Here is a 25,720-nt window from a genome sequence, read left to right as displayed (position 1 = left end):
GAGTCTCCTCGAAGAGGTTGTGTGTGCTCTGGAGGGTCAGGAGGCGACCGGCAGGGCGAACGGCGACAGCAGTTCGGCGGCGGCGCGGCTCTCCTGGATATGGCCGACGATCTCTTCAGCCCGGCTGGCCAGCGCGCTGAGCAGGGAGTCGGCGATGCCGTGGGTGTCCTCGTTGACGCCCTGCAGGTAGCAGGCGGCGCCCGAGCCCGCGGGCAGGGTCAGCTTGTAGAAACGGTCGACGTCGATCTCGTCGAGGCCGGCCTTCACGGCCATCTCCCGGACGAGCGAGGGCATCCGGCGGTCGAAGCCGGTGCCGAGCAGCACGACGTCGCAGGGCAGCTCGTCGCGGCGGCCGCTCTTCCTGTCGGTGAGGGTGAGGACGACCTCGCCGCCCTCCATCCTGGCCTCGGAGACCTCGGCCATCGTGATCATCCGGATCCTCTCCTCCCCGGTGAGGCGCTCAAGGTAGATCTGCCGGTAGAGGGTCTCCAGCAGGCCAGGGGAGAGTCCCGCGTAGTTGGTGCGGTGCATCTCGCCCAGGAGCTGGCGGCGGGCCTCGGGGCGGGATCCGTGGAACTCGTCGATGAAGGACGCGTAGAAGAGCTCGTTGGTGAACTTGCTGCTCTCGTAGCCGTTGAGGCCGATGGAGCGCATGACCATGGTGCACTGGGCGTTGGGCATGCCCTGGTGGACGGCCCAGAGCATCTCGGCCGCGCTCTGCGCGCCGCCGATCACCGCGACCCTCTGCGGGGCGTCGTGGTCGAGCCGGGCGACTCCCTGGCTGTACTCGGTGCTGTGGATGATCCGCTCCCTGGGGAGCGCCGTGAACACCTCGGGGATGTGCGCGTCACGGCCCGCGCCGACCACCAGGGTGCGGCAGGCGATGGTCGAGCCGTCGCCGAGCCGGACGGTCCACCGCTCGACCTGGCCGTCGTGGGACAGGACCGGCTCGATCGCCACGCAGCGCCGGTCGTACTCGATGCGCACCTGCGCCAGCGATTCAGCCACCCAGAGCAGGTAGTCGGATATCTCCATTCTATAAGGGGTGAAGCTTCCCAGGTTGACGAATTCGTTGAGCCTTCCCACGGAGTGCAGATAATTAACGAAGGAGAATTTGCTCTGCGGGTTTCTCAAGGTGACCAGATCCTTGAGAAAGGAGACCTGGCTCTGTGTCCACGGCAGCAGCATTCCGCGCTGCCAGGCCACGTTCTCGTGCTGTTCGATGATCAGTGTTCTGGTTGCCAGTTCCGGTGCGAGCTCTTCGAGAGCCACGGCGAGGGCTAGATTGGACGGCCCCGCACCGAGTGCGAGCAGCTCGACTTCCTGGTGATTCACTGTGGTCGCCTCCCGGACGACTTCCCGGGCACGGCGCCCGGGGCGATTGGGTTTCCCCTCGGATCACTTCGGATCACTGCCAGCCGGCTCCGGTGGTCGGAGTGGGGGCCCGGACTGCGGTGAGAGCCGTGTTGCCGCCGGCCGTCCCGCCGGTTATGGCCGTGGTCACCACGGTGGCCACGGGGGCGGCGGCGGACGAGAGGGCGCCGAACACGGCGGCGTCCGAGCGGGTCATGGCGTTCATTGTTTTCTTCCCTTCGGCCGATGACGCTCGGCACCCTTCTCGCTTTTCCGCGGGTTCGGTGTTTCCGGCGTACCTTCTCCGGACATTTCCCGCTTTTTTCTGACACTTTGATTCTTGGCCGACATCTAGGGGTCTTGGAAGACTTCCGGGCTGTCAGGGCGCTGCACTGGCAGGACACTGCCAGGCTTCTCCGCCGAGCATGTCGAGACGGGCGAGCACCAGATCGAGGTTGCCGCCGCTGCCCGTCAGCGACCAGCCGGCGAGCGCGGGCACCGTGTCGAGGCAACGCAGGCACAACCGGACCGCCGCGCCCTCGGCGGCGTTGAGCGTGGGCTGGCGGAGGAAGAACCCGAGATCGACGCCGGCGGAACGCGCCTCGCTGTAGACGTGCTCAAGCCGATCCTCGGGCTCCGCCAGCACCATGATCAGCCGCCGGAGCTCGGAGGCGGAGATCCGCTCCTCGGGCGGGGCCGGACGGCCCCCGCTCTCGGGGGCGCGCAGCCGTGCGTTGATGAGATACATGAATCGACCGTGGTCGGCGCGCCGCGAACAGACCAGGGTTTTCCGCTGGCAGGCCCCTGCATGGCAGAGACCTGCCAGCGGTGCCGGGAACCCGCCGGAACCGCCGCCGGCGACGGCGGTTCCGGCGCTCGAAGGCGACCGGGGGCGACTGGAAGTAACCGGGGATTATTGGGGGTTATTGGGGATTACCGACATAACCCGGTCATCACTCCGCCGGGCTAACGTCAGGCCGCGACCATGACTGGTCTGGCCCACACGGTCGTGTCGCGGCCACGCTCGCATCGTGGAGGTGTCGTGCTCACGCTGCTCGGCCTCGGATCCACCGAGGAAACCATCTATCGAACCATCCTGGAGAACCCCTCCTACGGGGTGACCGAGCTCAGCCTGGAGCTGGGCTGGCCGGTCCACCTGATCCGCAGTACGCTGGACGAGCTGGCCAGGCTGTCGCTTCTGCGTCCCTCCTGGGAGGAGCCGGACGTGCTGCGCCTGGTCCGTCCCGAGGTGGGGCTGGCCGCGCTGCTGGCCCGCGAGGAGGCCGCGCTGCTGAACAGGCAACAGGAGATCGAGCGGGGCCGGACAACCGTCGCCCAGATGATCGCGACCTACGCGGACCACAACCCGGCGCAGCTCAGCGGGGATTCCGAGACGCTTGTCGGCATCGACACGATCCGCGCCAGGATCGAGGAGCTGTCCGCCGAATGCCGGCAGGAGCTGCTCGGCTTCGAACCACAGGGCGCTCAGACCCCGGACAACATCGAGGCGAGCCGTCCCCTGGACAGGGCACTGCTCGAACGCGGCGTCGCGATGCGCACCATCTACCTGGACAGCGTCCGCAACGACCAGCCGACCATGGGGTACGCGGGCTGGCTCACCGAGCACGGCGGCCGGGTTCGCACGGTGCCCAGCCTCCCGCTCCGCATGATCGTCTTCGATCGGCGGGCGGCCCTGGTGCCGACGAATCCCGAGGACAGCGGCACCGGGGCTGTCCTGCTGCGCGGCGCGGGCGTCGTCACCGCCCTGATCGCGCTGTTCGAGCAGACGTGGGAGACCGCCATCCCTCTCGGCGAGGAGCACCGGACCGACGAGAAGGGGCTCAGCAGCCAGGAGCGTGAGATCCTCCGCCTGCTCTCCATCGGGCTGACCGACGAGGCGGTGGCCCGCAGGCTCGACGTCTCGGTGCGCACCCTGCGGCGTGTCACCGCCGGGCTGATGGAACGGCTCGACGCCCGGAGCCGGTTCCAGGCCGGATACCTCGCGGCCGTCAGGGGATGGCTGCCCACCTGCCCATGACAGCGGTCCCGCCCCCGGTGGCTCCGGGACCTCCGTTCCGGCGCCCGGTTGCAACGCTCCACATCCGTTTTCAATGGAGTACCGGCGGATCGCGGGGCTGTCGGAGGCCCGAGGCCGGTGGCGGCGTGTATCGGAGGAGGCACGTGGACGCGAGCACCCCCCGCCTGTCCTGCTTTACTTTGCCGTCATGGACTCGGAGACCAGGGCGCGGGACCGTTCCTCGTTTCTCCCCCCGCCCCGGGGAGCGGGACATCCACGCCTCGGGTGCCCGGTGAACGCGGCGCTGTCCGGAGGCCCGGGCCGACCGGCCGCCCTCCGAAGACCCGTGATCTCCGCTCTCCGCAGCCGGGTGCCCGCCGCGCTCGCCGCCGTCGCGATCGTCGCCGCCGGGCTGACGGTCCGCGCGGTCACCGGCGGCTGGTTCGGCAAGTACGCGGGTGACGCCCTCTACACCGTGCTCGTCCACACGCTGATCGTGCTGGCCCGTCCCCGTGTCTCGCCGGTCCGGGCCGCGCTGGGCGCCCTGGCGTTCAGCTGGGCGATCGAGTTCGCGCAGCTCACCTCCGTCCCCGCCACGCTCTCCGAGGCGAGCGTGGCGGCCAGGCTGGTGCTCGGCAGCACGTTCGGCGCCGCCGACCTGGTCGCCTACGCCGTAGGGGCCGCCCTCGCCGGAACGGCGCACGCGCCGGCCCGCGGCCTCCGCTCATCCGGGCACGTCACCCGATAGCCCGGCCTCCCCCTCGTCAGAACGGGTACCGTCGGGGAGGGCGGCGGCCACCCGGCGGGGCTTCAGGCGCCCTGCCGGTCGCCGATCAGGCCATATCATGGGGGACCATGCCTGAAGGACACACCATTCATCGGCTGGCCGCGCTGCACCGGCGGATGTTCGGTGGCGGGACGGTGCGCGCCGAGAGCCCACAGGGCAGATTCGCCGCCGGGGCGCTCCAGATCGACGGGCGGGTGCTCCAGGAGACCGACGCGCACGGCAAGCACCTGCTGCTCGGCTTCGACGACGACCGCTGGCTCCACATCCACCTGGGCATCTACGGCAAGTACACCTTCGGCCCGACGCCGCCGCCCGCGCCGACGGGGATGGTACGGCTCCGCCTGAGCGGCGCCGAGGAGTACGCCGACCTGCGCGGGCCCAACACCTGCGAGCTGATGGACCCCGGGGAGAAGAAGGCGCTGCACGGCAGGCTCGGGCCGGATCCGCTGCGCGCGGACGCCGATCCCGAGCTCGCCTGGCGGCGGATCGGCCGCAGCCGCACCTCCATCGGGGTCCTGCTGATGGACCAGTCGGTCGTGGCGGGCGTCGGCAACATCTACCGGGCCGAGGCGCTGTTCCGGCAGGGCGTGGACCCGTCCCGTCCCGGCCGTGACCTCACCCGCGAGCGGTGGACGGCGATCTGGGCCGACCTGGTGCTCCTCATGGCCGACGGGGTGCGGGTGGGCCGGATCGACACGGTCAGGCCCGAGCACACCCCCGAGGCGATGGGCCGGCCGCCCCGGGTCGACGAGCACGGCGGCGAGGTCTACGTCTACCGGCGCTCCGGCATGCCCTGCCTCCTGTGCGGTTCCGAGGTCAGAGCCGGGGTGCTCGCCGGCCGTAACCTCTTCTGGTGTCCGGGCTGCCAGGCCGCCTGAGCCGCGTGGCCGGGCGGGCCGTGTGTCAGAGCAGGCGTGCCGCCGCCTCGACGGCCGCCCGACTCGCCGGGACCAGCGGGAGGCGTACCGAGGCGGTGGGGATGCGGCCCCCGGCGTGCAGCACCCCCTTGATCACGGTGGGGTTGGGCTCGGCGAACAGGCTCGCCGACATGACGGAGAGCCGGTGGCCCAGAGCCCGCGCGCGCGCGACGTCACCGGTGCGCCAGGACTCCACCAGCTCCACATATCCGGCGGTGCGCAGGTGGGCCGAGGCGAGGATACCTCCGGAGGCGCCGAGGGCGAGCAGCGCGGAGAGGAACGGGTCGTCCCCGGCCAGCACCGCGAAGTCGTCCGGCAGGTCGGCCAGCAGGGTGACGGTGTCCTGGTCGACGCCCCCGACCGCGTGCTTGACCCCGGCCACCATGGGCAGTTCCCCCAGCCTGCGCAGGGTGGCCGCGCCCACGGACTGCCCGGTCCGGTAGGGAATGTTGTAGATCACCATCGGCACCGGGCTCTGCTCGGCCAGTACCGTGAAGTGGGCGAGCACCCCGGCCTCGGACGGGCGGACGAACGACGGCACGGTGACCAGCGCCGCCGACACCTCAGGCCGGTCCTTCAGGGCGCGCAACGCGTCGGCGGAGCTCCGGGTGTCGCTTGATCCGGCCCCGACGATCAGCTCCGTCCCGTGTTCCCGGCTCACCCTCGCGCACACCTCGACGACCGCTTGCCGCTCCTCCTCGGCGAGCGTGGCCACCTCGGCGGTGGTGCCGAGCGCCACCAGCCCCGCGGCCCCGTCGGCGAGCGCGGCGCGCGCGAGGTCTTCGAGCGCCTCCAGGGCGATCTCACCGTTCTCGGCGAACGGGGTGATCAAGGGCACGTAGATACCGCTGAGAGTCATGACCCCAGCCTGACGGCAGGTGACCATGCAGGTCCAGTTCCGTTTTCTTCCGAAACCATTAAGCTGAACTGATGCTCGATGTGCGCCGTCTCCGCCTGCTCCGCGAACTGTCCTACCGGGGCACGATCGCCGCGGTCGCCGAGGCCCTGATGTTCACGCCCTCGGCGGTCTCCCAGCAGCTCGCCGCGCTGGAACGGGAGGCCGGGGTGGCGCTGCTGGAGAGGACCGGCCGCGGGGTGACCCTCACCCCGGCGGGGATCGCGCTGGTGGGACACGCGGAGGCCGTGCTGGAACGGCTGGAGCAGGCTTCGGCGGAGCTGGCCGTGGCACGCACCGGCCTGGTCGGGACCATCAGGATCGGCGCCTTCCCCACCGCCACACGCACGATCCTGCCCGCGGCCCTGGCCGCCCTCGGCCGGGACCACCCACGGCTGGAGCCGATGGTGGACGAGACGGACCCCGCCGAGGTGGCCCCCCGGCTCCGGGCGGGCGACCTGGACCTGGCCCTGGTCCACGAGTACGACTTCGTCCCCGCCGCGGCCGACCTCGCCCTGGACACCGAACCTCTGCTGGAGGAGCCGATGTATCTCGCGTCCGGCACCGGCGGCGACTCCCTGGTAAGGCGGCGCGACGCCGCGTGGATCGCCTCCAAGCCGGGCACGCTCTGCTACGAGATGACGGTACGGGCCTGCCAGGCCGCCGGGTTCGCGCCCAGGATCCGCCACCACATCGACGACTTCGCCGCCGTGCTGGCGATGGTCGCCGCCGGCCAGGGCGTCGCGCTCGTGCCCGAGCTGGGGGCGGCCGACCCGCCGGAGGGCGTACGGCTCACCGAGCTGCCCATGCGCCGCCGTACCCAGATCGCCTTCCGCCGGGGCGCCGCCGCCCACCCGGCCCTCGCCGCCTTCACCGCCGCGCTGCGCTCGTCGATCCCCGTTGAACGGCCCCGCGGCCACCCCCGCCCCGACCTGCGATAACGCATCCGGAAATAATGAAAGAAAAGGCAACTTCAAGGTTAGGCCTTCCAGACCGAAGGCGCTGAGGCCGGCCGGGTTATGAGATGACGGAGCGTGACGGTGGACGCGGTGGACTGGACCCTCCTGGCCGAGCTGCAGGCCGACGCGCGGCTGTCCTACAGCGAGCTCGCCAGGCGGGTGCACATGTCGGCCCCGGCGGTGGCCGAGCGGGTACGGCGGCTGGAGGAGACCGGGGTGATCACCGGCTATCACGCGCGGATCGATCCGGCGCTGGCCGGGCGCGGGGTGGCCGCGCTGATCAGGATGTCGTGTTACGGACCGCGCTGCGTGCTCCGCGACGAGCAGGCTCTGGCGTGGCCGGAGATCCTGGAGGTGCACCGGGTGACCGGGGACACCTGCTGCCTGCTGCGGGTGGCCGCCTCCTCGATGACCGCCTTCGAGGAGCTGATCGACAGGCTCGCGCCCTACGGTCACCCGTCGAGCATGATGGTCCTGTCCAGCCCGGTCCCCTGGCGCCCGCTCTCCCCCGCCTAGGGCTCCGCCCGCCCGTGGCCGCCCGCGGAGGCCCTCTCGTCACATCGGCCGCCACCTCGCCGGCCGCGCCCGCCCGGAGGGGCGGGGGCCGCCGGGGCGTCGGATCCGGCGCCCTCACCGGTGTCCCGGCCAGGGGTCAGGAGGTGCGGCCGGCGATCACGCCGGCGGTTGCCCGCCAGATCGGGGAGGCCGGGTCGATGATGTCGAAGTGGTCGCCGGACATTTCTAGATATGTCACCTCATCGCCAGACTCCTGGGCGGCGCGCGCGTAGCGGCGGCTCAGGTCGACCAGGTCGAGGTCGTCGCCGTCGCCCTGCGCGATGAGCTGGGGCACCCCCAGCGGGAGGCGCTCCAGCGGGCTGGACCGCCCGTAAACGGCGGGCAGGTCGGCGGCCGATCCGCCCAGGGCCGAGGCCACCGCGCCGGAGCCGAGGTGCCTGCGGTCGCCCTCCACCAGGTCGAGGACTCCGGCCAGGGAGACGGCGAGGGTGATCCGGCGGTCGTCGGCCGCGGCGCGGAGGGCCAGCTGCCCACCCGCCGAATGGCCGATCACCACGACGGGACCGGGCGCGTCCCCGGCCGCCAGCGCGACGCCCCGGGCGACGTCCTCGGTCGTCGCCGCCCAGCCGTGCAGGTCGGGACGCCGGTATTCGAGGTTCCAGGCGGCGAACCCCCGCCCGGCCAGGTCGACGCAGAGCGCGTCCATCAGATCCGCGCCCCAGACCGAGCGCCAGTAGCCGCCGTGCACCAGCACCGCCACGGGCGCCGGTCCCGCGTCCTCGCGCGGCGGCCGCGCCTCCGCCCACTGGTCGGGGTGCTCACCGTAGGCGACCCTGCGCGCGGGGCTGCGCAGCCGGTGTACGGCGTGCCTGATCGCCCAGGTCAGCCCCCCGACTCCCCTGCCGTACAGGTGGGTGACCTCCGGGTCCCCTGGGCCGGAGACGGACCTCGTCAGGTCGAGCCGGACCGCGTGGGGGCGCCGCGAGAGCAGATCGCGCGCCTCGGGATCCGGGCCCGGGAGGACGACCAGGGCGCCGGGGAACTCCAGGGCGGCCCGGAGATCGGGCAGGCCGCGGGCGGGCACCGTCCTTCCCTTGACGCCGAGGGCCGCGAACTCGCGATCGGCCACCTCCGCGAGCAGCCGGAGATCGGCGACCAGACCGGGACCGGTCACCACGAGCACCTCAGGGACAGAAGGGATCATCCGCCCATTGTCCCCCATCGTGCCCCCCATCACCCCGGCGGCCACGGTGCCACGCCGGGATCATCCCGAAAAGGCGGGCCGGGGGACCGCGTCAAGAAAGATCACCTTCGTCGTGACTTCCGGGTCTCCGTTCCTCCGGCCGACATCAACTCGACAGATTAAGAATATTTATCGCCTTTGGTGGGTTTGTCGGGTGGAACGATCTCTAGCCGTAGGACCTCTGAGGCGTTAGCGTCTGCGCATGGAGCACGTTGAGATCTCCGGTAAGAGGCTCCGGCTGAGGGAGGTCACCTACGATGACGTGGACGCGCTGCACGCCGTCTACGGCGATCCGGCCGCCACCGAGCACCTGCCGTTCGACCCGCGCAGCCGCGAGGAGGTCGAGGGGATCGTCACCGAGGCGCTGCGCGGCGCCAAGGCCGAGCCCCGGCGGCTGTACCTGCTCGCGGTGGTCGACCTGGAGGACCGCGAGACCATCGGGGTGGCCAGGCTGCACATCGAGGCCGACCACCCGCACAGCGCGGAGATCGGCCTGGGGCTCCGCCCCGACCACTGGGGCCGGGGCATCGGCACCGACCTGATCCGGCTGATGCTGCTGTTCGGTTTCCGGCACCTGCGCCTGCACCGCGTCTGGGGCGCCCGCTCCCCCGCCAACACCGCCGCCCAGCTCGCGATGCTGGTCGCCGGAATGGTGGAGGAGGGCAGGATCAGGCACCACGTGCGGGCCCACGGCACCTGGCGCGACTCGGTCGTCCACTCGGCCCTTGAGGACGAGTGGGAGGGACACAGGGACGTCTGAGGGCCACGGGGAGCCCGCCCTCACCCCTCGCCGGGGACCGGCCTCGGGGACCCCGATCCGGCGCGGGGCCAGGTCCACACCACCATGGCGACGACCCCGCCGAACAGCGTCACGCCGAACGGGACGTGCAGCGCCGTATTACCCGCCCCGCCGACCGCGGACTGGGCGAAGCCGAGGAGGAGCAGGGCCAGGCTCGCCAGCGCCGGCCGGCCCGGCCCACGGCCCGGACGCCAGAGCACGACGGCCGCCACCAGCTGGACCAGGCCCAGCAGGTGAACCGCGCCGGCTCCCATGGCGTGCGCCCCCGCGGCGCCTCCGTTCAGCAACCGCCCGGCGGTCACCGCCTGGACGAGGATCGCCACCGCGTTCAGCGCGACGACGATCCGCAGCACGGTCAGCGTGCGGCCTGCCTGCGCGACCTCGGACCCCACCGGAGCCACCTCTCTCCCGGAAAACCCCGGAAACCTCTGGGAAACCGTCGGCCTGAAGTGTCCCGGAGCCTGATGACCATGACATCCGCCGCTCGGCGCAGCCCGGACTACACCTCTCGGTGTACTCCGCCCACCCCCTGGATGAGGGCCCATCGCCCGCGGCGGAAGGCCCCCTCGGAAAATGTCGTGACAAAATTGCTGCCGTTTCTCATTACAAAGATCATAAAATAGCTCTAGAGTCCGCGCATGTGAGTGAGAGTTCCATCCTCCCTGTGCGCGGACGCGCCGTGCGGCCCTCCGGCCGGCACCGCAGACCCGTGCCCGCCCAGCTTCCGCCCGAGGCACCCGCGCTGGTGCTGGCCGCGCTCGGCGACGCCTCCGGCGCCGCCACCGAGTTGGCGGCCCTGATACGGGTGGACAACCCCCAGATCGAGGTCCGCCTGGCCGGCCTCGGCAGAGACGGCAAGGAGCTGACCTCCGAGCTGGAGACGGCCGCCGGCAAACGCCCCAAGGACGGCGTCGCCGCCATCGTGGTGCCGCTGCTGACCTGCCCGCACCCGGTAGCGGACCCGCTGATCGCCACGGCCGTCGCGGCGAGCGGGGTGTCCGTGACGGTCACCGAGCCGCTCGGCCCCCATCCGCTGCTCGCCGAGGCGCTGCACATCCGGCTGGCCGAGAAGGACCTCGCCCGGGCCGACCGGATGCGCCTGCTCAACGTCTCCAGCCCGATCGACGCGGTCATCCTGGCCACGGTCGGCGGCGAGGCCGCGGCCGCGGAGGGGCAGGCGACGGCCGTACTGCTCGCCTCCCGGCTGACGCTTCCCGTCCTGGTCGCCTCCCTGGACGGGTCGCCCGCCGTCGCGGCCGCGGCCGAGCGGCTGCGGGGCATCGGCGTCGAGCGCATCGCGCTGTCCCCGTGCCTCATCGGCCCCGAGGCCGATCCCGGGCTGGCGCGCGCCGCGGCGGCGGAGAACGGGCTCGCGTGCGCCGACCCGCTCGGCGCGCACGGGCTCATCGCCGACCTCGCGGCACGCGCCTATGGGAGCATCCTGGCCCTAGGCTGACGTGAGAGATCCCCCGAGGGGGGTACTGAGCAGGCGTGAGTACCGTCAGAGGGGGATCGATCATGTTGTTCGGGAGAGAACACGTCGAGCGCTACCGCGCGACCGACGGCGCCGAGGGGCACGACTGGCAGGGCACCACGGCCCTGATCCTGACCACCACCGGCCGCCGGACCGGCGAGCGGCGCGACGCGCCGCTCATCTACCAGCGCCACGGAGACGACTATCTCGTGGTGGCCTCCAACGGCGGCGCCGACGCCCCGCCGACCTGGTATCTCAACCTGCGGGCCGACCCGGAGGTGGAGGTCCAGGTGCGGGGTGACCGGTTCAGGGCGAGGGCGCACACGGCCACCCCCGAGGAGAAGGCCGAACTCTGGCCGATCATGACCGCGGCCTGGCCGCCCTACGACGAGTATCAGACCAAGACCGACCGGGATATCCCGGTGATCGTGCTGGAGCGCGACCCGTCCTGACCCCGGTTCAGGTCTCCAGCCAGACGTAGCCGGCGAAGCGGCCGGTCCGCTGATCCCTGCGGTGGGAGAAGAGGTCGGCGGTCTCGATGGTGCAGCGGGTGTCGTGGGTGACGTCACGGACCCCAGCCTTGGCGAGCTGCGAGATGATCGCGGCGCGCAGGTCGAGGGCCGGGGTGTCCTGGCGGGTGATCGACCAGGCTTCGGGCAGCACGGCCGCGACCTCGGCGCGGAGCGCGGCGGGCACCTCGTAACAGGTGCCGCAGGCCATCGGGCCGATCAGGGCGGTCATTCCCGCCGGGTCCGCCCCGCGGCCCGCCATCTCCTCCACCAGGGCGGGCACCACGCCGAGAACGGTGCCGGCCCGGCCGGAGTGCGCGGCCCCGACCAGGCCCGCCCTCGGGTCGGCCAGCAGAACGGGGGCGCAGTCGGCGCAGAGCGCCGCCAGGCCGAGTCCGGGCACGTCGGTGCAGACGCCGTCCAGCGGCGGCGGGTCGTCGCCGAACGGCTCGCTCACGTACCGGACGTCGGCACTGTGCACCTGCCGCATGAACACGACGCGGTCCAGGCCGAACTCGGCGGCGGTCCTGGTCCGGTTGACGGCGACCGCCTCCGGGTCGTCGCCGCACATGCCCCCGAGGTTGCGGCTGCCGTACGGTCCCGCGCTGACTCCGCCGTGGCGGTCGGTGATCCTCATTCGAAAGTTCACGGCCCCGACCTTATCCACCGATGGAACCCCCCTCTTGGCGCATTCGTCGCACAAGGCGGCGGATCACGGCCGGATGACCGATCGGTAGAGGTCCATGGTCTGCTCGGCGATCCGGGTCCAGGAGAAGTGCTCCACGGCCCGGCTCCGTCCGGCCGCGCCCATCTCGGCGGCGCGCTCCGGGTCGGCGAGCAGCAGGTTGACCCGCTCGGCCAGGCCGGCGGCGAACCGTTCGGGGTCGTCGGGGGTGCCGTCGGCCGCGGACCGCCCGATCGGGACCAGCAGTCCGGTCGAGCCGTCGGCGACCACCTCGGGGATACCGCCGGTGGCGGTGGCCACGACGGCGGTCCCGCAGGCCATGGCCTCCAGGTTCACGATGCCCATCGGCTCGTAGACCGAGGGACAGACGAACACGGTGGCGTGGGTGAGGATCTGGATCACCTCCGGGCGCGGCAGCATCTCCGAGATCCAGACGACGCCGTCCCGGTCCAGCCCCCGCACGAGCCCGGCGACCTCGGCGGCGATCTCCGGTGTGTCGGGCGCGCCCGCGCAGAGCACGAGCTGAGCGTCGGGGTGGATGTCCCTCGCCGCGTGGAGCAGGTGGACCAGCCCCTTCTGCCGGGTGATCCTGCCCACGAACACGACGTACGGCCGGCCGGCGTCGATGCCGTGCCCGTCCAGGACGGCGGTGCCCGGGTCGGGGGCGTACTCGGCGGTGTCGATCCCGTTGTGGATCACCGAGACCCTCTCCTCCGGTATCCCGGGGTAGCAGGCGAGCACGTCACGCCGCATCCCCTCCGAGACGGCGATGATCGCGTCGGCGCTCGCCAGCGCGCCCCGCTCGGCCCACGAGGAGAGGGTGTAGCCGCCGCCGAGCTGCTCGGCCTTCCACGGCCGCAGCGGCTCCAGGCTGTGCGTGGTCACCACGTGCGGCGTGCCGTACAGCATCTTCGCGACGTGTCCCGCGAAGTTGGCGTACCAGGTGTGGCTGTGCACCAGGTCCGCGCCCCGGCAGCCCGCGGCCATCTCCAGGTCGACGCCGAGCACCTGGAGCGCGGCGTTGGCCGTCTCCAGTCCGCCGGGCACCCGGTACGCGTCGACGCCGCCCTCGGGACGGGGCGCCCCGAAGCAGCGGATCCGGACGTCCGCCAGCCGGCGCAGCTCCCTGGCGAGGTACTCGACATGGACCCCGGCGCCGCCGTACACCTCGGGGGGATACTCACGACTCAGCAGATCAACGCGCATACGATCACCCTAGTGTTTCAGGCCTGTTCGTCAGGTTAAGGTCCTGGTTATGAGAGTCCTCGCGATCGTGCTGGCCGGCGGCGAAGGCAAACGGCTGATGCCGTTGACGGCTGACCGGGCCAAACCCGCGGTGCCGTTCGGGGGGATATATCGGCTTGTCGACTTTGTGCTGTCCAACCTGGCCAACGGTCACTATCTGCAGATCGTGGTGCTGACGCAGTACAAGAACCACAGCCTTGACCGGCACATCTCCCGCACCTGGCGCCTCTCGGCCATGCTGGGCAACTACGTCACGCCGGTGCCCGCGCAGCAGCGGCTCGGGCCCCGCTGGTTCTCCGGCTCGGCCGACGCCCTGTTTCAGAACCTGAACCTCGTCTACGACGAGATGCCCGACCACGTCATCGTGTTCGGCGCCGACCACATCTACCGGATGGATCCCCGGCAGATGGTGGCGCAGCACATGGACACCGGCGCGGATGTGACCGTGGCGGCGATCAGGCAGCCGGTGTCCCTGGCCGACCAGTTCGGGGTGATCGAGACGGATCCGGCGGGGCGGCGGATCGTGGCGTTCCGGGAGAAGCCCAAGGACGCCGCGGGCCTGCCGGACGCACCGGATCAGGTGTACGCGTCGATGGGCAACTACGTCTTCAAGACACAGGCGATGCTGCAGGCGCTCCGGGAGGACGCCCTCGATCCCACCAGCAAGCATGACTTAGGCGGAAATATCATCCCGATGATGGTTAAGTCGGGTAGTGCGGAGGTCTACGACTTCGCCGACAACATGGTGCCCGGCTCCACCGATCGGGACCGGGGCTACTGGCGGGACGTCGGGACCCTCGACGCCTACTACGAGGCCCACATGGACCTCATCTCGGCGCACCCGGTCTTCAACCTCTACAACAGCCGGTGGCCGATCTACACCGGCCACGACCCGCTGCCCCCGGCCAAGTTCGTGCACAACGAGGGTGACCGGGTGGGCCGGGCGATCGACTCGCTGGTCTCCGCCGGAGTGATCGTCTCCGGCGGCCTGGCCGAGCGCTCCATCCTCTCCCCAGGGGTGATACTGCACTCCCACTCCCTGGTCGAGGACTCCGTGCTGATGGACAACGTGAAGGTCGGCCGGGGCGCCGTGGTCCGCAAGGCCATCATCGACAAGAACGTGGTCATCCCGGACGGCGCCCGGATCGGCTTCGACCTCGAAGAGGATCGCAGCCGCTTCGCGGTGACCCGGAACGGCGTCGTGGTCGTCGGCAAGAACGAGATCGTCGACCGGTAGGCGTCTGGACGATTGATGAACAACGTGGCGACGTGGTGGCCAACGGATGATTCACCACCATTAGAGATCTTTACCGGGTAGATTCTTCCGGGACGTCTCCCCCGTCACATGGCGGACCCCCTGAGCCCGAGAGGCCGGATGTTCGGAATCCTTCCCCGGCGCCGCACCCGTTCTCGCACGTCACCTTCCCGCACGTCACCGCGTCGGGCCCGCGAGGCGTACGGCGGGCACCCCGGACGCCGCGACGGCCGCCGCGACCGCGGACTCCCGGAAAGGGGCTCCGGATGCCACGGCTGACCCGGGAGTTCCGGCGGCTGAGCCCGGCCGAGCGGCGGGTCTGGAACGCCTATCCGTCCGGGGTCTGGGTGGATCTGCGCACCGGGGAAACCGGCGCCGACGACCCGGCGAACGGCGAGGAGTGGGGGCCGGAGCGGACGGTCCGGGCGGAGGTCGTCGCGGCGCTGCTGCTCGGCGCGCGGGAGCCCGAACCGGGCAGGACCGCCGGACTGCGGCTGGCGGGCGCCCGGGTGGCGGGGACGCTGGACGTGTCGGACGCCGTCCTGACCGGAAAACTGCACATGCTCAACTGCTACCTCCCCGAGGACGTCTCCCTGACCGACACCACCACCGTGGGCGTGCGGTTCCGCGGGTGCGAGATGGGGCGGATCCGGGCGGCCCGGTGCACGGTCAACGGCCTGCTTGAGTTCGACGGCTCCACGGTCCACAGCGGGATCCGCCTGGACAACGCCCAGGTGAACGGCCAGTTCCGGCTCTCCAGGATGCGGTTGTCGGCTCCCGAGGGAAAACCCAGGGCCTCGGAGAGCATGCTGGAGGACGCCCGGAGCCCGTTCACCGAGGCGGAGATGCTGGAGCGGGGCATCGGCCAGAGCCAGTGGGCGCTGTGGGCGGGCGGCATGGTCGTGGAGGGCGGGGCGTTCATCCGGGACACCCGGGTCACCGGCGGCCTGCGGATCATCGGGGCGAAGTTCCGCGGCGGGCTCTACCTGCAGAGGTCGGTCATCACCGCGACCGGCCCCTACGCCGTGCAGGCGGACTTCGTGGAGTCGGGGGCCGCGGAGTTCAGCGCGGGGTTCGCCTCGTCGGGCACGATCCGGATGCGGAACGCGCGCGTCAACGGGGTCCTCTCCTTCGACAGCGCGACGATGGAGGCCCCGGGCCGGGTGCTTCACCTCAGCCACGCCCAGCTGGACGAGCTGATCCTGCGGCCGGCCTCCCTCAAGGGGGAGGTCAACCTCGCCTACTCCCGGATCGGCCTCCTGCTCGACAGCCCGGCCAGCTATCCGGCGGGGGTCCTTCTCAACGGGCTGGTCTACGAGGCGCTGCGCGGCGGTGAGTGGACCGTGGCCCAGCGGCTGGCGTGGCTGGCCAGGGACCCGGACGGCTACCGGCCGCAGCCGTACGAGCAGCTGGCCGGCTGGTTCCGCCGGATCGGCCACGAACCGGACGCCCGCCGGGTGCTGCTGGCCAAGCAGCGCCGCCGCCGCCGCACGCTCAAGCCCACCGGCAAGATCTGGGGCCGGCTGCTCGACCTCGTCGTGGGGTACGGCTACCGCCCCTGGCTGGCCGGGCTCTGGGTGGCGGTGCTGCTGACCGCGGGCACCGCGATCTTCGCCGCCGTGCCCCCCGCGCAGATCGACCCGGACGAGATCAGGAACTTCCAGCCCTTCGTCTACACGCTGGACCTGCTCGCCCCGGTGAGCGTCTTCGAGCAGCGGGGGGCGTGGGAGCCGGTCGGCTGGACCCGGTGGCTGGCCTGGACCCTGGTCGCCTCCGGCTGGATCCTGGCCACCGCCCTGATCGCCGGCGCCGCCCGGGTGCTCCGCCCCGGCGGGACGCCCTAGGCGTCCCGCCGGCGGATCCGGCCCCTCAGAAGGACTCGTCGAAGGCGACGTTCCCCTCGACGGCCACCTGGTAGGCCGAGACCCGCCGCTCGAAGAAGTTGGCCAGTTCCTGGACGTCCTGCAGTTCCATGAACGCGAACGGGTTGGCGGTGCCGTACCGGACGGGAAGCCGGAGCCGGACCAGCCGCTGGTCGGCCACGTACTCAAGGTACCGCCTCATCTGGCCGACGTTCATCCCGAACAGGCCGTCGCCGCACAGGTCGGCCGCGAAGGCCAGCTCCACCTCCACCGCCTCCTCGATCATCTGGGTGACCTGGGCACCGAGCTCGTCGTCGAAGAGCCCGGGCTCCTCAGCCCGTACGGTGTCCACCACGCTGAAGGCGAACTCCATGTGCATGGACTCGTCGCGGAACACCCAGTTGGTCCCGGTGGCCAGACCGCTGAGCAGGCCCCTGGAACGGAACCAGTAGACGTAGGCGAACGCGCCGTAGAAGAACAGCCCCTCGATGCACGCGGCGAAGCAGATGAGGTTGAGCAGGAACGCCCGCCGGTCGTCCCTCGACTCCAGGCGGGTCAGCCCGCCGAGTGAGTCGATCCAGCGGAAGCAGAACTCGGCCTTGTCCCGGATCGAGGGGATGTGCTCGACCGCGGCGAAGGCCTTGACCCGCTCCTCGTGGTCGGGCAGGTAGGTGTCCAGCAGGGTGAGGTAGAACTGGACGTGCACCGCCTCCTCGAACAGCTGCCTGCTGAGATACAGGCGCGCCTCGGGGGCGTTGACGTGCTGGTAGAGGTTGAGCACCAGGTTGTTGGCCACGATCGAGTCGCCGGTCGCGAAGAACGCGACGAGGCGGTTGATCAGGTGGCGCTCCTCCGGCGTCATCCTGGCCAGGTCGGCCAGGTCGGAGTTGAGGTCGACCTCCTCCACGGTCCAGGTGTTGCGGATCGCGGCCCGGTAGCGTTCGTAGAACTCCGGGTAGCGCATGGGCCGGAGGGTGAGGTCCATTCCAGGGTCGAGCAGCATCGGGCGGGCCTTTCGCGCGGATAAAAAGGGGGCGCCTACTGGCAGGCTTCGCAGTACTCGGGGTTCTCCAGGGAGCAGGCCACGGCCTCCGGTTCGGCGACGGTCTGCGCCACGGTGGTCTGCGCGATCCTGGTGGCCGGGCGGGAACGCAGGTAGTAGGTGGTCTTGAGACCCGACTTCCAGGCGTAGGCGTACATCGAGGAGAGCTTGCCGATGGTCGGCGTGGCCATGAAGAGGTTGAGCGACTGCGACTGGTCGATGTACGGCGTGCGCGCGGCGGCCAGGTCGATGAGCGCCTTCTGCGGCAACTCCCATGCGGTCCGGTAGAGCGACTTGAGGTCCTCGGGCATGCCGGGAACGTCCTGGATGGAGCCGTCGGCCCGCTTGATGGCGTCCCGGATCGCCGGGGTCCACAGGCCGCGGGCCGAAAGGTCTCGGACGAGATATCGGTTGACCTGGAGGAACTCCCCCGACAGGGTCTCGCGCTTGAAGATGTTGGAGACCTGGGGTTCGATGCACTCGTAGCAGCCCGCTATGGAGGCGATCGTGGCCGTGGGGGCGATCGCGATCATCAGCGAGTTACGGAGGCCCGTCTCGGCGATCCGCTCCCTGAGCGCCGCCCACTCCGGCGACCGCGCGGCGTCGTAGTGGTCGGGGTGGAGCACCCCGCGAGCGGCCCGGGTCTCGGAGTAGGAGGGGTGACGTCCCCGCTCCACCGCCAGATCCGCCGAGGTGGCGTAGGCGGCGAGCGCGATCTCCTCGGAGATCCGGGTGGACAGCTCCAGCGCCTCCGGCGAGTCGAACGGCAGCCGCAGGGTGAAGAACACGTCCGCCAGGCCCATCAGGCCCAGCCCGATCGGCCGCCACCTCTCGTTGGCGGCGCGGGCCTCGGGGGTCGGGTAGAAGCCCAGGTCGATGGTCCGGTCCAGGAACCGCACGGCGGTGCGGACGGTCCGGCGCAGCCGTGCCCAGTCGACGTCCCGGCCGTCCAGGTGGGCGGCGAGGTTGATCGATCCGAGGTTGCACACGGCGGTCTCGGCGTCGCCGGTGACCTCCAGGATCTCGGTGCAGAGGTTCGACAGGTGGATGACGTTCTCGGGCCGGGACGTCTGGTTGGAGGTCCGGTTGGCGGCGTCCTTGAAGGTCATCCAGCCGTTGCCGGTCTGGGCGAGGGTGCGCATCATGCGGCCGTACAGGGCGCGGGCCGGGATCTGCTTGACGAACCGGCCCTCGGCCTCGGCGGCCCGGTAGGCCTCCTCGAACGCGGCGCCGTACAGGTCGGTGAGGTGCGGGACCTCCTTGGGGTCGAACAGCGACCACGTCTCGTCGGCCTCGACCCGGCGCATGAACTCGTCCGGGATCCAGTTGGCGAGGTTCAGGTTGTGGGTGCGGCGGGCCTCCTCGCCGGTGTTGTCGCGCAGTTCGAGGAACTCCTCGACGTCGGCGTGCCAGGACTCCAGGTAGACGCAGGCCGCGCCCTTGCGGCGTCCCCCCTGGTTGACCGCGGCGACGCTGGAGTCGAGGGTGCGCAGCCACGGCACGATGCCGTTGGAGTGGCCGTTGGTGCCGCGGATCAGCGAGCCGCGCGAGCGGACGCGGGTCCAGGCGATGCCGATCCCCCCGGCGTACTTCGACAGCCGCGCGACCTGCCCGTACCGGTCGTAGATGGACTCCAGCTCGTCCCTCGGGGAGTCGAGCAGGAAGCAGGACGACAGCTGGGGCCTGCGCGACCCGGAGTTGAACAGGGTGGGCGAACTGGGCAGGTAGGACAGGGTCGCCATGAGCGCGTACAGCTCGGCGGCCTCCTCGACCGTCTCCGACAGGCCGCAGGCCACCCGGAGGAGGAAGTGCTGGGGGCGCTCCAGGACCTTCCGGGTCTCTGGGTGGCGCAGCAGGTAGCGGTCGTAGACCGTGCGCAGCCCGAAGTACTCGAAGCGGGCGTCGGCGTCCGGTGCCACCAGCGCGTCGAGCACGGCGGCGTTGGCGGTCACGAACGCGGCCAGCCCGTCCTGGACGAGCCCGGCCGCGTGGGTCGCGGCGATGGACTCGGAGAAGGTGCGGACCCCGTTCCCGGCCGCCTCGTCGGCGATCAGCCCGGCCAGCAGTCCGGCGGCCACTCTGGAGTTCTCCGGGTCGGTGATCACCCGGGCCGCGGCCTCCTCAATGGCCAACCGGCGGTCCGCCGGGTTCCGCCCGATCTCCTCGGCGACGTCGACCAAGGTCTGTGTCACGTGTTACCCCTCGCGCGTTCGTATTCCCCGCACGGCTCTCAACCGGAAGGGGCGCACGCGTCACAGACGGTTCCGGGCACACCGGACCGCCTCGCTCCGCGGGCCCTCCCGCGAGGCCCTGGACCAATCACGTCACCGGCAGGTTTTCGGACTCGCGGGCGCCTGGCGCATGCCTACTGGCCGTCGCTTCCCAGGCAGACCTCACCCAGTGCTTCATGACGGCGGTCGTTCCCGCTCACCGCTGCGGGGCAGTCCCGGACTTTCACCGGGTTCCCTCTTACCTCGCCCCGATGGGCGAACCAGCAACGACCAGGATCCTACATCTAGTGCCGCCCGGCGCAACTACCCCAACAACTTGTGGCGATAGACCTCATTAATCCAAGCTCGTTGAGCACTCCCCGGGTACGGCGGGTCTCGGTGACGAGCCACTGACGAAAATCGTCGCCGCTCAGGTAGACCCGGTTCCAGCCGTTGGCCGCGCAGACGGCCTGCCAGCGGGGTGAGGCGTCGATCCGGTCGCACAGGGCGAGGGCCTCCTCCCGGTCCCCGGCGCTCATGCCGCGCGGGCCGAGCAGCCCGCACCAGTCTGTGTACTCCAGCCGGACCTCGCGTTCCATCAGCGTCGGCGCGTCGATCCCCTCGATCCGCTCGGCGGAGGAGACCACCAGCGGCCGCACGCGGCCCGCGGCGATGTCCGGCATGAAGGAGCGCGCCGACCCCAGGATCGCGGCCACCCGGCCCTCGTAGAGCGCCTCGGCGGCCTCGGCTCCGCCGGAGTATCCCGCGTAGTCGAGCAGCCGGACGTCCACCCCCAGGCACCTGCCGATCATGCCGTAGAGCACGTGGTCGGAGCCCCCCTCCAGCCGTCCGCCCACCATCATCTCGGCCGGGTTGCGGCGGAGCACCGCGGCGAAGTCCTCGAAGCTGCGCAGCAGGGAGTGCGCCGGGACGACCAGGGCGGCCCAGTCGCCGACCAGCCGGGCCAGCGGGGTGGTGGCCTCCGTCACGGAGTCGGCGTTGGCGATCTCCGCCCCGGCCACCATCGGCATGCCGGTGAGGAGCAGCCTGCCCTCGCGCGCGAACGCGCCCCGGGCGGCGGTGAACGCGCTCAGCGCGGCCACCCCCACGTTGCCCGGGTAGTTGCTCACCTCGACCGCCCGCGCCAGTCCCTCCCCGCGCAGGACCGCGGCCAGCGCGCGGGCGGTCCGGTCCCAGCCCTGCCCTCGCCCCGCGGGCGCGACGATGGTGAGCCGGCCCGCCGACGCCGCGCCGGAGTCGCCCGCCCTGCCGCAACCGCCGGCGGCCATGACCCCCAGCGCGAGCGCAAGGAACCGCCTACGGTACATAAGCGTCCTTCCGCCGAGATCCCCCAGACACCTCAACACTTCACGTTACAGGCATGTCACCATCTGTCACATGTCGGGGGTCACCGTCGGCGGACGGCGGGCATCACTCCACGGTGACGCTCTTGGCCAGGTTGCGAGGCTTGTCCACATCGCGGCCCAGCGCCACGGCGGCGTGGTAGGCGAAGAGCTGGAGCGGGATCGACAGCAGGATCGGGTCCAGCTCGGTCTCGTTCCTGGGCACCACGACGCAGTCGTCGGCAAGCCTCGGGTCGGCCGTACGGTGCCCGACCATGAGCACCCGCCCACCGCGCGCGCGGATCTCGCCCAGCGTGGTGAGGTTCTTGTCCAGCAGCTCGTCGTCCGGGACGATCGCCACGGTCGGCATCTCCGGGCCGATCAGCGCCAGCGGCCCGTGCTTGAGCTCACTGGCCGGATAGGCCTCGGCGTGCACGTAGGAGATCTCCTTGAGCTTCTGCGCGCCCTCCCTGGCCACCGGATACCCCCGGACCCGGCCCACGAACATCATGCTCGGCGAGTCGGCGTACTTACGCGCCAGCTCCGCGATCCGCGGCTCCAGCGCGAGGATCTCCTCGATCTGCCCGGGGAGGGCGCGCAGCCCCTCGCAGATGCGGCGGCCGTTCGCCGGCGACAGGTCGCGCACCCGGCCCAAATGGAGGGCCAGCAGCGCGAAGGCCACCGCGGTCGAGGTGAACGCCTTGGTGCTCGCCACCGAGACCTCGGGCCCCGCGTGCAGGTAGAGGCCGCCGTCGCACTCCCTGGCGATCGCGCTGCCGACGGTGTTGACGATGCCCAGCACCCGGCCGCCCTTGCGCTTGAGCTCCTGGACGGCGGCGAGGGTGTCGTAGGTCTCCCCCGACTGGCTGATCGCCACGTACAGGGTGTCGGCCTCCACGACCGGGCTGCGGTAGCGGAACTCGCTGGCGGGCTCGGCGTCGGCCGGGATCCGCGCCAGCTCCTCGATGAGCTGGGCGCCGATCTGTCCCGAGTAGTAGGCGGAGCCACAACCGATGATCTTCACCCGGCGGAACGACCTGGTCTCCCGCGCGTCCATGTTGAGGCCGCCCAGGTGGGCGATGTGGAAACGGTCGTCCAGGCGTCCGCGCAGCGTCCTGGCCACGGTGTCGGGCTGCTCGGAGATCTCCTTGAGCAGGTAGTGCTCGTAGCCGCCGGTGTCGTAGTGCCCGGCGTCCCAGTCGACGGTCAGCGGTTCCTTGGCAGTCTCCCGCGCGTCGCTGGCGAAGGTGTGGAACCCGTCGGCCCTCAGCACCGCGAGCTCGCCGTCCTCCAGGTGGACCACCTGGCGGGTGTAGCGGACCAGCGCGGACACGTCGGAGGCGGCGAACATCTCCCTCTCCCCGATGCCCAGCACGATCGGGCTGCCGTTGCGCGCCACGACCACCTCGCCGGGGCGCCGGGCGTCGATCACCGCGATGCCGTAGGTGCCGACGACGCGCTTGAGCGCGCTCCGGACCGCCTCCTGGAGCGAGTCGGTCTCCTCGACGGTGCGGGCGATCAGGTGGGACAGCACCTCGGTGTCGGTCTCGGACAGGAAGACCGCGCCGTCGGCCTCCAGCTTGGCGCGCAGTTCGTCGGCGTTCTCGATGATGCCGTTGTGCACGACCGCGATCCGCTCGTCGGCGGACAGGTGCGGGTGGGCGTTGACGTCGCTGGGCGCGCCGTGGGTGGCCCAGCGGGTGTGCCCGATGCCCAGGGTTCCCTTGAACCGCGCGGGCACGACCGCCGCCAGGTCCGCCACCCTGCCCTTGACCTTGCGCATCTTCAGGCCCTTGTTGGAGACCACCACGCCGGCCGAGTCGTAGCCCCGGTACTCAAGACGCTGCAACCCCTCCAACAGAATCGGCGCCGCGTCCTTCGACCCTACATAGGCCACGATTCCGCACATCTGGCCGCTCCTTACCCATAGACGATCCGGCGCAGTTGGCGCAGGGAGAGTTCCGGTGCCGCGACACGGCGGGCCTGCAACTCGACGGCGATCCTGGGGAAGATCTCGTCGTTGACCAGCCCCCTGGCCTTCAGCTCGGCGTGCCGACGCCGGACGAACGCCCCGGTGGGCTCGGAGAAGTAGGCCAGCACGTCCGCCACGACCCGCGCCGCCTCGCCGGAGCCGAGCACACTGGTCCGGGTCAGATGGGCGATCAGGTCGTCGTGGGGATGCCATGCCGTGGACACAGAGGAGGACCATACGCACCCGAACGGGATTCACCAAGTTTTCTGCCCGATTTCAGGCAAAAATTATTACCCTTCCCTCCTCTCCCCCCGATGACGAAACAATCGGTAATCTCTCATGACTCTGGGTAGCCATCTGGTGGAGAGGAACCACGTATGCGTCGTCTGCCGGGGATCTCGATAGTTGCCGCCCTCGCCGTGTTGATCCCCGCCGCCCGGGAGGCCGCGCCCTCGGGGACGACGGCCGGCGAGACCGTCCGAGAAACGGCCGCCGGCACCTCTCCGGCGACGGGATCCGGCCGTCAGGCGGCCTTCGAGCTGGCGGCCCGGGCGTACGGCGTGCCGGAGAGCGTGCTGCTCGCCGTCTCGTACCTGGAGTCCCGGTGGGACGCCAACGGCGGCCGGCCCAGCGTCTCCGGCGGCTACGGCCCGATGCACCTGGTCGACGTCCGGATCCGGCCCGGTTCACACCGGCACACGAGCGGAGACCCGCGCGGCGACGAGACCCGGCCGCACCCGATCGACGTCCCGGCCATCGCCCCGGTCCCGCCCGAGAACACCCTGCGCCGGGCCGCGGAGCTGACCGCGACCGACCCGGCCGCGCTGCGCGGGGATCCGGTGGCCAACATCCAGGGGGGCGCCGCGCTGCTCGCCGACTATCAGCGGCGCGCCGGCCGGGAGCCGAGCGCCGACCCGGCACTCTGGTACGACGCGGTGGCCCGCTACTCCGGCTCGCCGGACACCGGGGCGGCCGAGTTCTTCGCGGGCGAGGTCTACGCGACGATCCGCGCCGGTGCCGCACGGGTGACCGACGACGGCGAGCGGGTGGTCCTGCCCGCGACCCCGAATCTGGCCCCGCCGCGCCCCTCCGGCCCGGCCGGGCCGCGCCGCGCCCCCGGAACCGCCGCGCCCGACTGCCCGGCCACCGTCTCCTGCGAGTGGATCCCGGCCGCCTACCAGCGCCTCAAGAACGGCGGATACGGCAACCACAGCAAATATCGCGGACACCGTCAGATCGACTACATCGTCATCCACGACGGGGAGACCGGCTACGACGTCATGACCCGGCTGGTCAAGAACCCCGCCTACCTGAGCTGGCACTTCACGCTGCGTTCCAGCGACGGGCACATCGCCCAGCACCTGCGGGGCGACGACGTCGGCTGGCACGCGGGCAACTGGTACTTCAACGCCCGCTCCATCGGCCTGGAGCACGAGGGCTACCTGGCCAAGGGTGCGTGGTTCACCGAGGCGATGTACCGCTCCTCCGCCAGACTGGTCCGCCACCTCGCCGGCAAGTACGACATTCCGCTGAACCGGGCGCACATCCTGGGCCATGACAACGTGCCGGGCACCATCCCGGCCAGTGTGCGCGGCATGCACCAGGACCCCGGCCCCTACTGGGACTGGAGCCACTACTTCGAACTGCTCGGCCGCCCGCTGACCGGCTCGTCCGACCCGGACGCGCGCCTGGTGCTGATCAGGCCCGACTACGCCGTCAACCAGCCCCGCTTCACCGGCTGCGCCAAGTCCGGCGAGTGCCGCCCCAGGGGCGCCGCCTCGGTCTGGCTGCACAGCCGCCCCTCCCCCTCCGCCCCGCTGGTCAAGGACATCGGCAAGCACCCTCACGAGGGCTCCACCTACAGCGTCTACGACCACGCGGCCCGCGCCTCCACCGGCCAGCGCTACGCGCTCGCCGACCGCAGAGGCGACTGGACCGCGATCTGGTACCTCGGGCAGAAGGCGTGGTTCCACGACCCGGCGGACGCCCGCACGTCCGTACCCGCCGACGGCCACCTGGTGACCCCCCGCCCCGGGCTGGCCTCCGTCAAGGTGTACGGCCGGGCCTACCCCGAGCCGTCGGCCTACCCCAGGGGCGTCCCCCGGCAGCCCCTCACCCCGCTCCAGTACACCTTCCCCGCCGGGCAGTCCTACAGCCTCGGCATGACGAGGCAGGGCAGCTACCTGCGGAGCTCGGCCTCCGGCCCGGTCAGACGCCGGGTCATCAGGGGCGACGCGCGCTACCGCCAGATCCAGTTCGGCCACCGGGTGATGTTCGTGCGGGCCGCCGACGTCCGGGTGACCCCCGCCGAGGTTCAGCGGCGAGCAGCCCGGTTGCACACATACACCCGCCGAAAGCGCTAGAGTTTTCACGTGCCCCGGGCGATCCGCCCGGGGGCGCGCGGAAGTGGCTCAGTGGTAGAGCATCACCTTGCCAAGGTGAGGGTCGCGGGTTCGAATCCCGTCTTCCGCTCCGGCAGGTCCTCCGGGGCCTGGCTGGTGGAGTGGCCGAGAGGCGAGGCAACGGCCTGCAAAGCCGTGTACACGGGTTCAAATCCCGTCTCCACCTCAATGCGCGGACAGCGGAGTCCCGACGATCCGGTAAAGTAGCGCCAGTGCCGCCGAGGGGAAACCCGGG

Annotated in this window: 24 protein-coding genes, 2 tRNA genes and 1 riboswitch; of the genes, 13 read left to right on the top strand and 13 right to left on the bottom strand. The window is 71.1% G+C overall.

Annotated elements, in window-relative coordinates; genetic code table 11:
* Positions 1-36: 36 nt before the first annotated feature.
* From ABZ194_RS19485 to ABZ194_RS19475, 3 genes are all read right to left on the bottom strand, one after another.
* Positions 37-1,335 carry a SidA/IucD/PvdA family monooxygenase gene (locus ABZ194_RS19485; protein WP_355598083.1) on the bottom strand — a complete coding sequence of 433 codons (1,299 nt, stop codon included), beginning with the start codon at positions 1,333-1,335 and terminating at the stop codon, positions 37-39.
* 73 nt (positions 1,336-1,408) lie between these two features.
* The gene (locus ABZ194_RS19480) at positions 1,409-1,570 is read right to left on the bottom strand and encodes a hypothetical protein (protein WP_355598081.1); all 162 of its coding nucleotides are present in this window, start codon (positions 1,568-1,570) and stop codon (positions 1,409-1,411) included.
* A 162-nt stretch (positions 1,571-1,732) separates the two neighbouring features.
* Positions 1,733-2,101: a hypothetical protein gene (locus ABZ194_RS19475; protein ID WP_355598079.1), complete on the bottom strand. Its 369-nt coding sequence runs from the start codon at positions 2,099-2,101 to the stop codon at positions 1,733-1,735.
* 294 nt (positions 2,102-2,395) lie between these two features.
* On the opposite strand from ABZ194_RS19475, the gene ABZ194_RS19470 reads away from it, so the two are divergent.
* From ABZ194_RS19470 to ABZ194_RS19460, 3 genes are all read left to right on the top strand, one after another.
* Entirely contained in the window at positions 2,396-3,391 is a 996-nt protein-coding gene (locus ABZ194_RS19470) for a helix-turn-helix transcriptional regulator (protein WP_355598077.1), read from the top strand.
* A 325-nt stretch (positions 3,392-3,716) separates the two neighbouring features.
* The gene (locus ABZ194_RS19465; RefSeq protein ID WP_355598075.1) at positions 3,717-4,118 is read left to right on the top strand and encodes a DUF2809 domain-containing protein; all 402 of its coding nucleotides are present in this window, start codon (positions 3,717-3,719) and stop codon (positions 4,116-4,118) included.
* A 107-nt stretch (positions 4,119-4,225) separates the two neighbouring features.
* Positions 4,226-5,035 carry a DNA-formamidopyrimidine glycosylase family protein gene (locus ABZ194_RS19460; RefSeq protein ID WP_355598073.1) on the top strand — a complete coding sequence of 270 codons (810 nt, stop codon included), beginning with the start codon at positions 4,226-4,228 and terminating at the stop codon, positions 5,033-5,035.
* 25 nt (positions 5,036-5,060) lie between these two features.
* Here the strand turns inward: ABZ194_RS19460 and ABZ194_RS19455 are convergent, their stop codons facing one another.
* Positions 5,061-5,933 carry a dihydrodipicolinate synthase family protein gene (locus ABZ194_RS19455; RefSeq protein ID WP_355598071.1) on the bottom strand — a complete coding sequence of 291 codons (873 nt, stop codon included), beginning with the start codon at positions 5,931-5,933 and terminating at the stop codon, positions 5,061-5,063.
* Positions 5,934-6,004: 71 nt separating this feature from the next.
* Here ABZ194_RS19455 and ABZ194_RS19450 point away from each other — a divergent pair, with 71 nt between their 5' ends.
* On the top strand, positions 6,005-6,910 hold the full coding sequence (locus ABZ194_RS19450; protein ID WP_355598069.1) for a LysR family transcriptional regulator: 906 nt from the start codon (positions 6,005-6,007) through the stop codon (positions 6,908-6,910).
* Between the two features lie 99 nt (positions 6,911-7,009).
* Positions 7,010-7,444, top strand: coding sequence for an Lrp/AsnC family transcriptional regulator (locus ABZ194_RS19445; protein WP_355598163.1), 435 nt, complete (start codon positions 7,010-7,012; stop codon positions 7,442-7,444).
* 136 nt (positions 7,445-7,580) lie between these two features.
* Here the strand turns inward: ABZ194_RS19445 and ABZ194_RS19440 are convergent, their stop codons facing one another.
* Positions 7,581-8,648 (bottom strand): alpha/beta hydrolase, encoded by a 1,068-nt coding sequence (locus tag ABZ194_RS19440; protein ID WP_355598067.1) that lies wholly within the window; start codon positions 8,646-8,648, stop codon positions 7,581-7,583.
* Between the two features lie 241 nt (positions 8,649-8,889).
* On the opposite strand from ABZ194_RS19440, the gene ABZ194_RS19435 reads away from it, so the two are divergent.
* The gene (locus ABZ194_RS19435; RefSeq protein WP_355598065.1) at positions 8,890-9,447 is read left to right on the top strand and encodes a GNAT family protein; all 558 of its coding nucleotides are present in this window, start codon (positions 8,890-8,892) and stop codon (positions 9,445-9,447) included.
* Between the two features lie 20 nt (positions 9,448-9,467).
* Here the strand turns inward: ABZ194_RS19435 and ABZ194_RS19430 are convergent, their stop codons facing one another.
* The gene (locus ABZ194_RS19430; protein ID WP_355598063.1) at positions 9,468-9,878 is read right to left on the bottom strand and encodes a hypothetical protein; all 411 of its coding nucleotides are present in this window, start codon (positions 9,876-9,878) and stop codon (positions 9,468-9,470) included.
* 272 nt (positions 9,879-10,150) lie between these two features.
* Here ABZ194_RS19430 and ABZ194_RS19425 point away from each other — a divergent pair, with 272 nt between their 5' ends.
* A complete protein-coding gene (locus ABZ194_RS19425) occupies positions 10,151-10,942 on the top strand; it encodes a hypothetical protein (RefSeq protein ID WP_355598061.1) in 792 nt (263 codons plus the stop codon).
* Positions 10,943-11,004: 62 nt separating this feature from the next.
* Entirely contained in the window at positions 11,005-11,412 is a 408-nt protein-coding gene (locus tag ABZ194_RS19420) for a nitroreductase family deazaflavin-dependent oxidoreductase (RefSeq protein WP_355598059.1), read from the top strand.
* A 7-nt stretch (positions 11,413-11,419) separates the two neighbouring features.
* On the opposite strand, the gene pgeF is transcribed toward ABZ194_RS19420, so the two are convergent.
* Complete coding sequence (gene pgeF / locus ABZ194_RS19415) at positions 11,420-12,106, bottom strand: peptidoglycan editing factor PgeF (RefSeq protein WP_355598161.1); 687 nt, start codon at positions 12,104-12,106, stop codon at positions 11,420-11,422.
* A gap of 75 nt (positions 12,107-12,181) precedes the next feature.
* Complete coding sequence (gene glgA, locus ABZ194_RS19410) at positions 12,182-13,360, bottom strand: glycogen synthase (RefSeq protein ID WP_355598057.1); 1,179 nt, start codon at positions 13,358-13,360, stop codon at positions 12,182-12,184.
* 43 nt (positions 13,361-13,403) lie between these two features.
* Between glgA and glgC the strand changes: the two genes are divergently transcribed.
* Both glgC and ABZ194_RS19400 read left to right on the top strand, forming a co-directional pair.
* Complete coding sequence (gene glgC / locus ABZ194_RS19405; RefSeq protein WP_355598159.1) at positions 13,404-14,636, top strand: glucose-1-phosphate adenylyltransferase; 1,233 nt, start codon at positions 13,404-13,406, stop codon at positions 14,634-14,636.
* Between the two features lie 284 nt (positions 14,637-14,920).
* A complete protein-coding gene (locus tag ABZ194_RS19400; RefSeq protein WP_355598055.1) occupies positions 14,921-16,498 on the top strand; it encodes a pentapeptide repeat-containing protein in 1,578 nt (525 codons plus the stop codon).
* 25 nt (positions 16,499-16,523) lie between these two features.
* On the opposite strand, the gene ABZ194_RS19395 is transcribed toward ABZ194_RS19400, so the two are convergent.
* The 5 genes from ABZ194_RS19395 to ABZ194_RS19375 form a co-directional block, all read right to left on the bottom strand.
* A complete protein-coding gene (locus ABZ194_RS19395; RefSeq protein ID WP_355598053.1) occupies positions 16,524-17,519 on the bottom strand; it encodes a ribonucleotide-diphosphate reductase subunit beta in 996 nt (331 codons plus the stop codon).
* Positions 17,520-17,554: 35 nt separating this feature from the next.
* Positions 17,555-19,750 carry a ribonucleoside-diphosphate reductase subunit alpha gene (locus tag ABZ194_RS19390; protein ID WP_355598051.1) on the bottom strand — a complete coding sequence of 732 codons (2,196 nt, stop codon included), beginning with the start codon at positions 19,748-19,750 and terminating at the stop codon, positions 17,555-17,557.
* Between the two features lie 119 nt (positions 19,751-19,869).
* Positions 19,870-20,069: riboswitch (cobalamin riboswitch) on the bottom strand.
* Positions 20,070-20,073: 4 nt separating this feature from the next.
* Positions 20,074-21,096, bottom strand: coding sequence for a tripartite tricarboxylate transporter substrate-binding protein (locus ABZ194_RS19385; protein ID WP_355598049.1), 1,023 nt, complete (start codon positions 21,094-21,096; stop codon positions 20,074-20,076).
* 103 nt (positions 21,097-21,199) lie between these two features.
* A complete protein-coding gene (glmS, locus tag ABZ194_RS19380; RefSeq protein ID WP_355598047.1) occupies positions 21,200-23,020 on the bottom strand; it encodes a glutamine--fructose-6-phosphate transaminase (isomerizing) in 1,821 nt (606 codons plus the stop codon).
* Between the two features lie 11 nt (positions 23,021-23,031).
* Complete coding sequence (locus ABZ194_RS19375) at positions 23,032-23,307, bottom strand: hypothetical protein (RefSeq protein WP_355598045.1); 276 nt, start codon at positions 23,305-23,307, stop codon at positions 23,032-23,034.
* A 153-nt stretch (positions 23,308-23,460) separates the two neighbouring features.
* Here ABZ194_RS19375 and ABZ194_RS19370 point away from each other — a divergent pair, with 153 nt between their 5' ends.
* The 3 genes from ABZ194_RS19370 (at position 23,461) to ABZ194_RS19360 (ending at position 25,651) form a co-directional block, all read left to right on the top strand.
* Entirely contained in the window at positions 23,461-25,446 is a 1,986-nt protein-coding gene (locus ABZ194_RS19370) for an N-acetylmuramoyl-L-alanine amidase (protein ID WP_355598043.1), read from the top strand.
* A gap of 37 nt (positions 25,447-25,483) precedes the next feature.
* Positions 25,484-25,555: transfer RNA gene (locus tag ABZ194_RS19365), tRNA-Gly, on the top strand.
* 25 nt (positions 25,556-25,580) lie between these two features.
* Positions 25,581-25,651, top strand: a tRNA-Cys gene (locus ABZ194_RS19360).
* Positions 25,652-25,720: the final 69 nt, after the last annotated feature.

Source organism: Streptosporangium sp. NPDC006007 (genome assembly GCF_040614315.1).
Taxonomy (GTDB): domain Bacteria; phylum Actinomycetota; class Actinomycetes; order Streptosporangiales; family Streptosporangiaceae; genus Streptosporangium.
Note: the sequence above shows the minus strand (reverse complement) of the source record. Positions and strands in the feature narration are given on the sequence as shown.